Below are 13,315 nucleotides of genomic sequence, written 5' to 3' on the forward strand. Positions count from 1 at the left end.
CCCGCCTCTGGAGGCCAGAAGCGGAGTGCAGGGACGGCAGCCCCTGACCTGGGGACCTGATTTAGCTGTGCTTCCCCTCCCTTCCGCCTTTTCCTCGCCTCTGGAGGCCAGAAGCGGGGTGCAGGGGCGGCAGCCCCTTGACTGGGGGACTGGGGGCTGTGCCCCCATAGGTGCGAACGTAAGCACAATAGTACTTGAACAACGAAAAAAAGAGGCCAAACACGGTCTTTCTCTGGTATCGTTACAAAAACCAAAACGTGACGAAGGAGAAAAACCATGTCAAGCCGACCCCATCATACGCAAAAATGTCTGACAGAGCAATCCCTGGGCCAGATGGATGATGCCCAATGGCAAGAGATCATTGCCCTTTTACCGCCGGACGTCAATGAGCAAGCCTTCATCCATCACGCTTTTACACGCGCCAATGGATTGCGGTGCCCAACCGATTTGCTGCGTGGCATTTTTGCCTATGTGTTTTGCCTGGGTTCTTTCCGTGAGGTCGGAACCTGGTCAGTGAGCACGGGACTCAGTACCAATGGAGCCCGTTCGTGGGCCAAACGGACACGTCAATCCTCCAGTTGGTTGCTTGCGATCGTGCAAACGCTGTTGGTGTCCACTCAGCCAGAGGAGGTACTGGATCTGCCCAAGGACTTCACCGGACGAATCCGTCTGGTAGATGCCACCCATCTCCGCACCTGGAAACGCTCGGGAGAAAGTCGCCGTTTGCACTGCAGTTATGATCTGCTTGGCAAACGGTTAGACCAGGTTCTGTTGACGGATCACCATGTAGGCGAAGGGCTCAAACACTTCCATGGACATCGTGGAGACATCTTTGTCGGTGACAGTGCCTATTGTCGTCGCCAAGCGATCCTCGATCAACTGGATGAAGGGGTCGATGTCGTGACCCGTTTGCATTGGTCCACTATGCCGTTGCTTGAGGCCGACGGCCAGACGCCATTTGATCTCTCTGGCTGGCTGAGCCAATTGGAGCCAACCGGCAAGGGAGAAGCCAGCGTCGTGTTCCAGGTGCGGAAGCGTCAGCAGCCTATGCGCCTGCTGGCGGTTCATCTGAGCCCTGAGGCGGCCAAACGAGCGCACAGCAAGCGCAAGGCCAAGGCACGCAAGAATGGGAGCACCAACCAGGCATTGACGATCCAGATCGCTGATTGGTTGGTGGTGCTCACGTCTCTGCCCGCAGATCATTGGTCAGCAGAGCAGGTGCTGATGCTGTATCGCACGCGCTGGCAGATAGAACTGCTCTTCAAGCGCATCAAGCAACTGGTGCGTTTGCACCGATTGCGCAGTGAACACTTCCAAAGCAATCAAGCGGTCTTGGCTGCCATGATGGTAGGCTGGATCTTACTGGAACAGCAAGTCAGCCAAGTGCGTCGTGCATTGCCAAGCAAGCCGACAAAGCACGCAGCCGGACCAGTGAGTACCTGGGCGATATGTGCTCTGCTCGCTCAAAGCCTACGCACAATGATCGTGGGCACTTGGACGTGGTCGCAGATTCGAGCGTCACTGTCACAGTTGCACCCTGTGCTGATGTATCATCCACAAAACCGCGTACATCAGGAATCAGAGACGGTCACGCAACTGGCCCAGACGCTGTATCTCTCATCCTTATGAGGTCTCTTTCGTTGATTCAATTGTTCATGTACTGCTTACGTTCGCACCTATGGGGCTGTGCCCCCCACTCCACTCCTCACTCAAGGCCGCCGCAGGCGGCACTTGAGTGAACTTGTAAACCCTCATGAGCTTTCTCCAATTGATTGCGCTATAATACAGAGAGAATGCGCAACGCCAAAAAGTCGTTGCGACGAAATAACAATCACAGGTAATTGTTATTATGTATGCCCTCCTTTGTTACCGCATATAATAAAAACGAGGACGAAAGAGCATACAAAGCTTCACAAGAATGTGCATTCATCGATATATGTACGCAATGAACAGGATTTCTAGAGCTCGTTCCCGATAAGATAAAGGTATATTCTATGTTATATTTGCGCCGTTTCCGTACTATGGGACGCATGCTTGGGTTGGCTTTCCCCCTTGTAGTGCTCCTGCTCTTTTTCTCTGCCTTGCCTGCTGAGGCCCATGCCATCTTGCTGAGGTCAGATCCTGGAAAGGATGCTGTACTCTCTACTCCACCGACCCGGGTCAGTATGTGGTTCAGTGAAGACCTTAATCCCACCTCCAGTACTGCTGAGGTTGTTAATGCGACCAATACACGGGTCGATGCTAAAGACGCTCAAGTGACCGCCAATGATCCGCGCGAGATGATTGTTTCATTGCCGGCTAACTTGCCGCCTGGCGTCTACGTCGTAGTCTGGCGCACCCAATCGGCTGATGATGGGCATGTCTTGAGAGGCTCAGTGCGCTTTAGTGTGGCTGCGGCCGATGGAACGGTGCCCCAGGTAACGGGCAAAGTCGCGCCCGGCACGGGAATATTGGGTGGTACTTCTAATACTGCCAGCGGACAGTTAGATACGACCTCGTTTATCAGCTTTTTGATGATCACGCTAGTAGATCTGTGTGTAGTGTTCTGGGTTGGTGCCCAGCTCTGGCATAACTTTGTGCTGCAGCTCAATGATACTGAGGATGTTGAGTTGCGTGCCGCCGATCAACGTGCCGCAGCACGTTTTGAGCATGGCTTCGCGCTTCCTGTTTTGCTCTTACTTCTGGTGGCGAATATAGGTGTGCTAATAGGGCAGGGGCTGGATATCTCAAATGGTGACTGGGGACAGGCATTAGCGCCAACAACGTTTCAGGATTTACTCTTCCATAGTCGCTTCGGGTCTTTCTGGATTTTGCGCCTGGGTGTGGTTGTGATTGCTCTGGTGCTAGCTGCCTTTACCAATGTGGTGCGCGAGCGTCCACGGGCCATGGATAGCATATTATCCTGGCTTAACCTGCTCCTCAGCCTGGCCTTGCTGACAGCTGTTACCCTTTCGGGACATGCGGCTGCCGTGAGCGGGAACCTGCAAACGTTCGCCATTCTGGGAGATTGGTTGCATCTGCTGGCAGCCTCGCTCTGGGTGGGAGGCATGCTCTATCTCTCGTTGATCTACCTGCCTGGACTACGGCGTAGCGCGCTATCCGAGCGCGCATACGTTTTGCTATCAACTCTGGGGCGCTTCTCACCTCTAGCACTGGTGGGCGTAGTGATTATGGCTATCAGTGGTCCATTCAATGCGGTCGTGCATATGGATTCGTTTGCTCAGTTGCTCACCACCGCCTACGGACGTTCCCTGTCCATCAAGGTCTTGCTGGTAGTGGCGTTACTCGTCACCAGCGCGATCCATGTACTGGTATATCGGCCGCGCTTGAAGAAAGTTGCCGCCCAATATGATAGGGCAGTGGACCAGACGGAAGCAAGCGCAGACGACGAAGAGAAGCGTCCGCTGGCTTCGGCTCCAGAGGTAAAGCAGCTAGAAAGAGCCGTTGAGCGGCAGTCCCGACGCCTTACGAAGGTCCTGCACTGGGAACCTGTGCTGGGTGTGGCCGTACTAGTATGTACAGGATTGATGAATGTGTTTGCAGGCAGCTTGTTGCCAGCCGTCAGCCAGCCGACGTCACAGCCGACCGCCACAGTGAAGCCGTATCACGGGACCTTTCCTACCAAAGATCATCAGTTTACTATCAATCTGACCGTTTCGCCCAATCGCTTTGGCACAAATGTCTTTACGGTTAGCGTGCTAGATAGCAAAGGAAAGCCTGATACCAACGTTGGTGTATCTGTCTATACCTCGATGCTGGATATGGATATGGGAACTGATTCCGTGAACTTACAACCTGATGGTAAAGGGCATTTTAGTGCCCAGGGAGATTTAAATATGGGGGGTCACTGGCAGCTACGTGTTGAGATACGCACGCCTGAGGATACCTTGCATAGTGGAACTGTCGACATCACTACTCCGTTTTGAACTGGAGTAGCGATACGAAGTAGCGATACTTTGATATTGAGGATGTAGGGATGAGTAGAAAGATTTTTCCGGAGCCATTGCAGGATGGCATAGGAGCGCGAACATATTACGTGCCTGGTTTAATCAAGCACTGGCTATATTTTCCTGTCCAAGTAGCCTGTATACTGGCCCTGCTGCTGCTGAGCGCATGTTCTGCGCTAAACGGTAGCACCCAGCAAACAGACACACCGGCGGCCCAGAAGGTCAATGTTTTCGGTACGGCCGCTAACCATGTGCATGCTATGCTGGCGTTGCCCAACAATGTATTGCTGGTCGCGACACACTACGGTCTCTACCGCTCTGTTGATGCCGGCAAAAGCTGGTCTGGCCCCAATCAGGGCCTCAGCGACATGATGACCTCTTCGCTGACCAGCAGTCAGCTTAATCGCCAGCATGTCTATCTATTAGCAGAGCACTCTCTCAGCAGCCAGACGGGAGCTATTGGCCTGTATGCCAGTTCGGATGGCGGGAATAGCTGGCAACTCGCCTCCAAAGCTAGCGATACCGGGAAGATGTACACTATTGTGGCGGGCAATCGTTCTGTCAATGAGCTCTATGCCTATGTGCCCACCAAAGGGGCTAATGGCTTTGTGGTCAGCCAGGATGGTGGCAAGCATTTTACCTCTCCTGGAGTTCTGCCCTTTGGTCGCATTTTAGGTATACTGGCCTTGCCCAACCAACCTGGACAGGTGCTGGTATATAGTAACGATGGCGCGGCCCGCAGTAGCGATGGCGGTGCCCATTGGGAGACGATCAAAGGCTTCAACTCTGCCGTGTATAACATGACTACCAGTGGTTCGCAGGCGCCTATTTATGCTTCTGGCGATCAGGGCATCCTGGTGTCTAAAGATGGTGGAAAGAGTTTTTCCCTGGCCTATGCCGATGCACGTTATAGTGCCCTGACCGCCGTACCTGGACAGCCTGAGATGGTGTATGGTAAGACGGGTCGGATGATCTACGAAAGTACGGATGGTGGCCATGCCTGGAAAGCCCTTCCACAAATTAAAGGCAATTTAGAGAATCTGGTGCCAGATCCACAATTGCCGTCTCGCCTCTTTTTGTCACTATCCTATCCGTGTGAAATCTATCAGTTTGATCAACAGAACGCAGCATGGACGTCATTGACCCCTAAGGCATAGAGAGGAATAGAGACCAGGTAAGGACATGTATAGATATACGTATCGCTTTCTAATTACTGTTATCTTGCTGGCTATCGCCAGTGTGGCTTTTAATACGCCAGCGGCTCATGCGGATGGGGGGGCTCCCAATCTGGCATACGTCGCTGGTGCCGCCGGTGGCGTGGGAGTCATTGATGTGGCGCAACAAAAGGTCACCAATACGATCAAAGTTGCGGGCGACCCCCACATGGTGGCTTTAAGCCAGGATGGGCGTTTCCTGTATGTGACGCAGCCTCAGCTTAATAAGGTGTCTATTATCGCCGCGAAGACGGGGGAGCAGGTTTGTTCAGCCCCCGTTCCCGGGGCTCCTACGCTGCTGGTTTTTGATCCTAACGTCAAATCATTGTATGCAGGCGGCCCTAATAGCTCAACCATTACCGTGATAGATGCTGAGAAATGTACGATCAAGCGCAAGATTGAAACTGCTGGACCTGTCTATGGTCTGGCGTATGCGGCTGTGGGCTCTGCTGTTTCGGGAAAGAGCGGTGAGCAGTTGTGGGTTTCAAATGAGAAATCCCTATCCGTCTATGATGATGTTAGCGGCCAAAAGCTGACAAACGTCTCACTTCCGCAGGGGCCACGCTACCTCTCGATCCCCCCTGGCTTTACCGTCTATGCGACTACCTCTACCAACTCTATTGTCGCTGTCGATCTCGCCACACACAAAGTTTCCCCGCTACTTTCTGGTGGTACCTATGGTCCGATGGATTTTGATGAAACCACGGGCGAAGTTTACGTGCCTGATAGCGCGAACAACCAGCTGGTGGTATTGAATCCCGTTAATGCTGGCTTTACTATTCCGAAAGAGCCGAACCATGTCTTGAAATTAAATGTCGCGCCGCGCTCAATCGCGATTACTAATGATGGACAATTGGGCTTCGTAGCTTTGAGTAATGGTAACGTGGCTATGTATGATATACCGGGCCGACAACTGGCCGCTACCATTCCGACCGGTGGAACGCCACAATTTATCATTACTGGCCTTTATCCACCAAATTTTGGGACGACACCTGCGCAGGCCAGCTTATTCGATAAATTGGGAAATATTCTCGGTTATGTTATCGTCATTATCTTGTTGATTGTTCCCTTCATTCTGTTTCGTCGCTACACCAAAGTGCGTAGTGGGGCCACTACTAAGCAGCCTGTTGAGGGACAACCCGAGCAAAACCATGAAGAAAGCTCCCTTGCCCCGCCACCTGATGAGCGTTGACCGTGTTGTCCACCATGATTGATGCTTATGCTCACCCTGTAAAGAAACTACTACAAGGTGAGCATGTCTGTTTTACAAACAAGTCTGTCCTTCTACTTTCTTGTGTCGAAAGCATCTTCTGTTTAGAATACTTGTATAGAGTTTTGTTTTCAATTATTAGAATATAGTGTATTGGACAGGGAGGACTGACATGCTTACAGCAGAGCAGCTGGCGTTTTATCATGAAAATGGTTATATTCTGGCCAAAGGCGTATTGTCGAAGGAAGAAGCCGCGGCCTATCGCCAGGAGTGTCATAATCTGGTTGAGCGTCTGTCGCGCGATCATGACATCGATGCTACCTGGGGCAGCGCCCGTAAGAATGCGACGGTAGCGACCAAAATCCTGCATTGCCATGATGTGCAATTTCAATCCGCAGCTTTCAGCCGCTTACTAGTAGATGAGCGTATCACCGGGATCGCAGCGGATATCATTGGTAGCCCAAACGTCCAGCTGCATCATAATAAGATGTTCGTGAAGCCGCCTGAAAAAGGTTCACCATTCCCTATGCACCAGGACCATCCTTTTTTTCCACATCAGAACCATAGTATGATTGCAGCGATCTTGCATTTTGATGATGCTCCGCTGGAAAAGGGCTGCGTGCGCGTCGTGCCTGGATCGCACAAGCTGGGTCCGGTGCCACACGAGGCCGAGGGTAGCTGGCACCTGCCCCTTGAGCAGTATCCTCTGGAATCTGCTCAGCCCTGTGCCGCCGAAGCCGGCGACGTGCTGTTCTTCAGTTATCTGACGATTCATGGTTCGGGCGTCAATGTCAGCAATGAAGCTCGTACGACCCTGCTCATTCAGATGCGCGATCCGCAAGATCCTCCTACGGTTGATACCCATAAGTCTCGTGGACAGGGTATGATGCTGCGCGGCATTGATCCCCTGGAGTCCCGCTAGCGTAGCAAAGGTTGTATTCTGGTGGAGATGCCCGTTCTGGTACCGCGCCAGCGTTTTATGGAACTGAATAATCTGGCCTTGTCTGTCCATCTGGGTAGCTTTGCTAGCGAGATGCTGGGCTGGGGATTCTTTGAGCCACGCTACTGGCGCAACTATCTCCATACACATTCATGCTTTGAGGTTTGCTATGCCTTTCAGGGTGAGGGACAGTTCCGCGTTGGATCTGAGATGCATACCATCAATAGCGGCGACGTGTTTATTGCTCGTCCGGGTGTGAGCCATGAGATCATCTCTGCGGAAGAACGACCTCTGGGCATCTACTTCTGGACCTACACTTTGACTCCGAGCATGCAGGATGCCGCGGCGGCTGATGCTCCTGAAAAGAGTCAGGCATTGGATAGCTTGCTCACGACCTTTATGGCCTCGCCATGCGTCGTGAGCAACCGTACCTCTTCAATGTTGCGTACCCTGGAGTTATTGACCGAAGAAGTGGCTGGTCAGCATCCAGGCTATTCTCATATTATCGAGGGGCTGGTGGCCAAGCTGTTAGTTGACACAGCCAGAGCGGCGGTGGATGAGGCAACCCTGGCTCGAGCCGAGCATCCTGTTTCGCGCCAGCCAGATCAGGCGGTTGCCCAGGTGATTGAGCGCTATCTGCGCGATAATTACTGGCGCCCTATCTCTATCCGCGACCTGGCTGCCCAGGTCCATCTGAGTGAGCGCCATACCAGCCGCGTGTTCCAAAAAGTCATGGGCGAAACCATCATGTCATATCTGACAACACTGCGGCTGGATATTGCCGCCCAGCTCTTGCTCGATCAGCATCTGCCGGTCAAAGAGGTTGCGTTGACCGTTGGCTATCCCGATGTACGCTATTTTATTACCCTCTTTCGCCATCGCAGGGGATCAACGCCAGCCGTTTTTCGCCAGCATGGAGGTACGACTTTCCTCTAGATCATCCCTAATGACGTGGAGTTGGTGGGGTGGGATTGGATTTTGGCTCCCCATTGTTGTTAGGTGTGCTATTACCATGATCATGGGCATTGCTACTGCTCCCAGTTCCCTCTTTCCCTGGATTACTGCTACTTCCATTTTTCTTGGATGCATCGTTGGTTGGCGGTGTAATCAAGGTTGTCTGTGCTAGCGTGTCATCTGGATTGAGCAGGCTGACGACGGCGGGGCGCTGTTTCCCATTCCAATCCACATTGAAGGTATACACTCCGTTTTTGAGTGTGCCAGTGGAAGATATCAATTGATTATTGATCAGCAGCTGTGCGCCTGGCTGAAAGTTATTTCCTGTAATGGTAATAGTTACCTGCGGATGTGATGATGTTGAGATACTAATGGTTGCCTCTTTCACATAGATAACTTTCTCTCCCAGAAATTTTAGCTCTCCCGTTGTCGCGAGTTGTTCTGAGCTGCTGAGCATGGGAAGCAGATTGTGCAGGGTTGAGCTGGCTTGTGCTCGCAGGGCTGTCAACTCGCCATTCAGGCGTTTTCGATCCTTCCCATCCTGAATAGTATCGATGATCTGAGACGCTAAACGTAGTTGTTGTTCCAGGCTGGCCAATTCATGATTATACGCTTTTTCTTGCGTCGGATTTGCGAGTGTCTTCAGGGTATTGAGATGATCGCGCGCGCTTTGTTGGGCTTGCTCTGCCTTATCTAGCGGCGAGGGAATCAGTGCTTGCTGTGTATTTTGTACCAGGCTTTTTATGAAATAAAGAGGATTGGCAGGCGTAGCCCCCTGGGCTGCCATAGCTATGGCTCCTGTTCCTAGCAGCAGACAAACGGACATGGTCGCTACTGCGATCTGCCTTCGTAGTGGATGGAGGAAAATGGTTTGCCACCAGGGCAGCGTGGCACATTTCTGTTGGATATTGATGGCATGTGCGCGGACGCGTGCTTCTAAGCGCTGCGCAAACTCGTTATCTACCTGCATCGTTGGTGTCGAGTGGAGGTATTGGGCAATCTCTAGTAAGTCATTGATCTCATCATCTTCTCTGGAGATTGCATGCGCATGCAGTTCACCTGACATAGCCGCACCACGCCTGGCTTGAAGCTTTTCCTCCAATAGGTCGTTAAGGCGTTCTGGTTGCGATTTCATTGTCTTACCTCCTGGTGTTGCCGCTTGCGACGAGATTGATCTTTTGTCTGTTTTGTTTTCTGCTGTGGATTGAGGACCCGTTGGAGGCTCTGCAATGCACGAAATTGGAGCGCTTTTACTGCATTTGCCTTTTTTCCAATCATTTTTGCCACCGTCGCCACATCATACCCCATGATCAGCCGACCTACAATCACCTGACGTTGCTCTTCGGTCAGAGTATTCATGGCTTGTACAACATTCCTCCATTCATCACGCAGCTCGGATAGGTGAACTGGATCTGCCTCCGGATGGTTGTCCGGTTGTGCGTAGTGCTCACTATCGTAGTTATGCTTGTCTGTTTCCCAATTCATAGACGTCAGTGAAATGTGCACTGGCTGCTTTTCCCGCCCACGATAATAGCCAGCGACGGTTATACGGCCGATCTGTAGTAACCAGGCAGCAAAACTGGCCTCATTATTGGCCCGCACCTGGTGAAGTCCCTCAATCATCTTTAAAAATACTTCAGATGTCAGGTCTTCTGCGAGTGACTTCTCGGGGACACGTGCTGCAATGTAGCCAAAGATGCCTGGAAGAAATTGGCGATACAATGCACTAATGGCTTCCCCATTACCATGTTTGGCCTGACTCAAAATCTGCTCAAACGCAGGCGGCCGTGACGCGCTGTCTGAGGTGGTCATGTCAGGAGATCGTGACCAGGAAAACATAAAATATTCCTCCTACCATAATGTAGGCTTATCCTTTAATATAGTTGTCTTTTTCTTTTTATAGTTACGGGTAAAACACTAGGACTTTAACAGGTCCTACCAGATTGGTTTACCAATGCTTTTCCCTCAACACATTGCTAAAAAATGTGTATAGAACAAGAGAGGTAAATGAGGAATTCTTTGTCAATAAAAAAATATGTTATTCAGGCCGTAACCAATGGCGGAAAAGGACAACTATATAAGCGAGAGATGCGAGCACAGATTGAAATATGCGCTTATAAAAGTAAAGAAGCCTTGTATTTTATGCATTATTTACGACACAAGTGTTCGCAGGTGAGGTGTAAAGAAACATCTTTTAGTACTACAGCACCACTTACGTGAGAAAATTCACCGCGAAGTGGCCTGAGAGCTTGGGTGAGCAATCAGCACATGCCATAACGTCAATCGTCTTCCCAGGCCGTCTTACGAGCCAAGTGGCACTGTAGTATTAGAGAATACTATTTATTCTTTTTCTCTCATAAAAAAATCATCATCAATAGAGTATTTAGGTAAAAGGAGAAATTTTATTATGGGTCTCGGAAGTATTATTACAGCGTCTCTCAAGGGAAAAATTATTGCGACCGCGCTTGTTGGCGTTGCCTTAGTGGGTGGTGGTACTGCTGCAATGGCAGCTACCCCTGGCGGTCAGAGCTTCGTTAAAACGATTACCTCTAGCGTTAGCTCTGCGACTCCATCTTCACATAGCTCAAGTAATCAGGATGGCCATGGGGATAAGGTATCCGCGACTGCTCAGGCAACCGATCACTCGAACGCTTGTCCCGGACTGGCGGATGCACAAAATATCGCAAAGGCATTCTCTTTAAGCACAGATAGCAAGAGCGCTACTATCAAGACTTTTTGCTCTTTGCACGATGGAAGCTATAAAGGTTTAAACCATGCTCTTGGATATGGTGAGATCAATAATCTTCTCACATATGCTCAGTCGCTGGCGAAAAAAGGGAATGCAACACTAACCGATAGCAACATCGATTTTTATCTTGCAACTGCCCTGAAGAATTGTGGTTCATCTCCTATTGCGGTTTGCGTAAAAGCGAATGAGCCCGGAACACAGCATGGAAGCAGTGCCGACCACAATACCACTGGCACGACTAATAGCGGTAATGCTGGTAAGGGTAGTGGCACCAGTGCGAAACCAACGGCCACTCCAGCGCCTCGTCACTAGTTCTTGCTTACAGGATCATCTGACTACGCTTTGAATACTGAATTCTATCTGATTACCATGCTGTAGCATCATAGCTTGCTCGATGCGGTCCATAAGCCGAACTGGCATAGGACCGCATCGAGTGTTTTCTCTGGTGTAACTTGCTTGTTTGCAGTTTTATTCTTTGGATATAATGCCAGCGATCTCTGGCGCTTGCTTGAGGATACGCGGAGCGACTATATTGGTGACAATGATGTAGAAGGCAGCTCCATAGAGTATTGAGGCGGGCAGGCTTAAGATCCAGATCCATTCGACGCGTAAAAAGATGGGGATCGCTACCGCTGCCGCTACTGGAACCAGCAAGATCATCATTATCAGCGTGGCCAGCATTGACATGATGGCGCGCAGACAGCCTCCTTCTGCCGACATGTTTGAGGCGGTCTGGAAGCCACGTCGCGCCTGACGCATCTTCTGTGGCAGGTAGACACTGGTAATATTGCCAATGCCTAGAATAATGCCCATACCTGCCAGTCCAATCACCAGGGCCGGCCCTACATAGATCCAGGCTTGAGTGATGATGGCTGCGATAACAATCAGCAGGCAGATTTCAACCAGGCCCACCACGAAGACAGCGATATTTTTGCCCCAGAGAATATATTTGGGATTGATTGGGAACAGGAAGAGGGCCGTGATGCTCTGCCGTTCAAATCCCAGCGAGTTATACGCCAGGGAATAGAGCGTAAACATAATGAATAGCGGCACCACCAGCACTGCCCAGGGTCCCAGGAGCGCGAAGACGCGCGCGCCATTTGCTCCATTGTTATTGAAAATGGTGAAGCTAAAGTACAGGATCAAGAACAGCAGCGAGACCATGGATTGCAGGAAGATGGCCTTGATCTGTGGATCGCGCCAGAAGTATTTCAGATCCTTTTCCAATATGGCTTTGACTGGTACTGGGATGCGTCGCGTAATCACATTTCCTGTAGTTGCGCCAGTCACATTCTGACGGCGTATTGTTTTTGCCGTTCCGGCACTCTCAGCTGTGGTTAACCCACGCTCTACAATCATCTGCCAGAAGAAGAGGAACAAGAACGTGATCGCGGCCAGCGCCAACAACCAGACCACGCTCATCAGCCAGTTGCCAGCTGCTGCTTGCTGAATGGAGCGAGCTGCCATACCTGGAGGCAACCATTGCAGATAGGGTGAGATGTGGGCGTGTATGAGTGTGTCGTAAAAGCCCTTGTTGGCAAAACCGCGAATGGCAAACTGGCACAGGTAACCGCTAGAGGAGAGCAGGACCACCAGAATCACACTGAGATCGCGGAAGCGGCGACTTTGCAGCACCTTTTGTAGCAGGGCCAGCACCAGCTGACTGACGGCGACCAGCTGCACATAAAACACTAACATGCTCAGTAGCGCCATCAAGGCCAGTGGAATCGAGGTGGCCCAACCGGCAACTACCGCTGCCAGAGCGATAACCAGACCCACCGTTGGAATATCTAGTAGGGTCGAGAAGACCAGGCTCAGCATCAGTTCTCCCCTGGTCAATGGGAAGAGTGCGAGCTTGGAGATATCAAGTCCCTCATTAGTCGTAAACTCTAGTAGTGGCAGGACCAGCCAGAGTGCAAAGATGCCGGTCAGAACCAGGAAGAGCACTTCGGCATTAGCTGGCTCAGGGAGGAAACGATAGGCCACAAAGGTCACGCCAGCGATCGTCAGGCCAGCTCCCAGAACAAACAATCCTAGAAAAATGCTGCCAATAATGCGAGCGACCTTGTTGCCACGTGTAAAGCCGCGCGTAAACATCTTCCAGCGCAGCCAGAATAGCCATCGAAGTTTGTCACCGTGGATAAGCACGATATCCTCCTAATCCAGCCAGCTTAAATTGTGGTTTTCGTTACGTACGCCGATCACATTCAAGAAGATATCTTCCAGGGTGGCATCTTTAGCGCCGCCATTGCCGCTGGCGCGCTCGCGCAACTCCTGGAGAGAGCCTTCTGCCACAAGTAC

General features: G+C 51.3%; 10 protein-coding genes. 7 read left to right on the forward strand and 3 right to left on the reverse strand.

The features are described 5' to 3' along the window. Window positions 1-276: 276 nt before the first annotated feature. From JMI88_RS34075 to JMI88_RS34100, 6 genes are all read left to right on the forward strand, one after another. Window positions 277-1,629: a transposase gene (locus tag JMI88_RS34075; protein WP_201361374.1), complete on the forward strand. Its 1,353-nt coding sequence runs from the start codon at window positions 277-279 to the stop codon at window positions 1,627-1,629. A 365-nt stretch (window positions 1,630-1,994) separates the two neighbouring features. Then, a complete protein-coding gene (locus tag JMI88_RS34080) occupies window positions 1,995-3,926 on the forward strand; it encodes a copper resistance protein CopC (RefSeq protein ID WP_201366494.1) in 1,932 nt (643 codons plus the stop codon). A gap of 50 nt (window positions 3,927-3,976) precedes the next feature. Further along, on the forward strand, window positions 3,977-5,104 hold the full coding sequence (locus JMI88_RS34085) for a WD40/YVTN/BNR-like repeat-containing protein (protein ID WP_201366495.1): 1,128 nt from the start codon (window positions 3,977-3,979) through the stop codon (window positions 5,102-5,104). 25 nt (window positions 5,105-5,129) lie between these two features. Further along, window positions 5,130-6,353 carry a YncE family protein gene (locus JMI88_RS34090; RefSeq protein WP_201366496.1) on the forward strand — a complete coding sequence of 408 codons (1,224 nt, stop codon included), beginning with the start codon at window positions 5,130-5,132 and terminating at the stop codon, window positions 6,351-6,353. Window positions 6,354-6,543: 190 nt separating this feature from the next. Continuing rightward, on the forward strand, window positions 6,544-7,293 hold the full coding sequence (locus JMI88_RS34095) for a phytanoyl-CoA dioxygenase family protein (RefSeq protein WP_201366497.1): 750 nt from the start codon (window positions 6,544-6,546) through the stop codon (window positions 7,291-7,293). A gap of 27 nt (window positions 7,294-7,320) precedes the next feature. Beyond that, entirely contained in the window at window positions 7,321-8,247 is a 927-nt protein-coding gene (locus tag JMI88_RS34100) for an AraC family transcriptional regulator (RefSeq protein ID WP_236023189.1), read from the forward strand. Between the two features lie 7 nt (window positions 8,248-8,254). Here the strand turns inward: JMI88_RS34100 and JMI88_RS34105 are convergent, their stop codons facing one another. Beyond that, window positions 8,255-9,400: a hypothetical protein gene (locus JMI88_RS34105; RefSeq protein ID WP_201366499.1), complete on the reverse strand. Its 1,146-nt coding sequence runs from the start codon at window positions 9,398-9,400 to the stop codon at window positions 8,255-8,257. Next, window positions 9,397-10,104 (reverse strand): RNA polymerase sigma factor, encoded by a 708-nt coding sequence (locus tag JMI88_RS34110; RefSeq protein ID WP_236023188.1) that lies wholly within the window; start codon window positions 10,102-10,104, stop codon window positions 9,397-9,399. The genes JMI88_RS34105 and JMI88_RS34110 overlap by 4 nt, the downstream gene beginning before the upstream one ends. A gap of 568 nt (window positions 10,105-10,672) precedes the next feature. Here JMI88_RS34110 and JMI88_RS34115 point away from each other — a divergent pair. Next, window positions 10,673-11,326 (forward strand): hypothetical protein, encoded by a 654-nt coding sequence (locus JMI88_RS34115; RefSeq protein ID WP_201366500.1) that lies wholly within the window; start codon window positions 10,673-10,675, stop codon window positions 11,324-11,326. Between the two features lie 156 nt (window positions 11,327-11,482). Here JMI88_RS34115 and JMI88_RS34120 read toward each other — a convergent pair whose 3' ends face one another. Continuing rightward, window positions 11,483-13,162: a hypothetical protein gene (locus JMI88_RS34120; protein WP_201366501.1), complete on the reverse strand. Its 1,680-nt coding sequence runs from the start codon at window positions 13,160-13,162 to the stop codon at window positions 11,483-11,485. Between the last annotated feature and the right edge of the window lie 153 nt (window positions 13,163-13,315).

The organism is Dictyobacter formicarum (assembly GCF_016587435.1).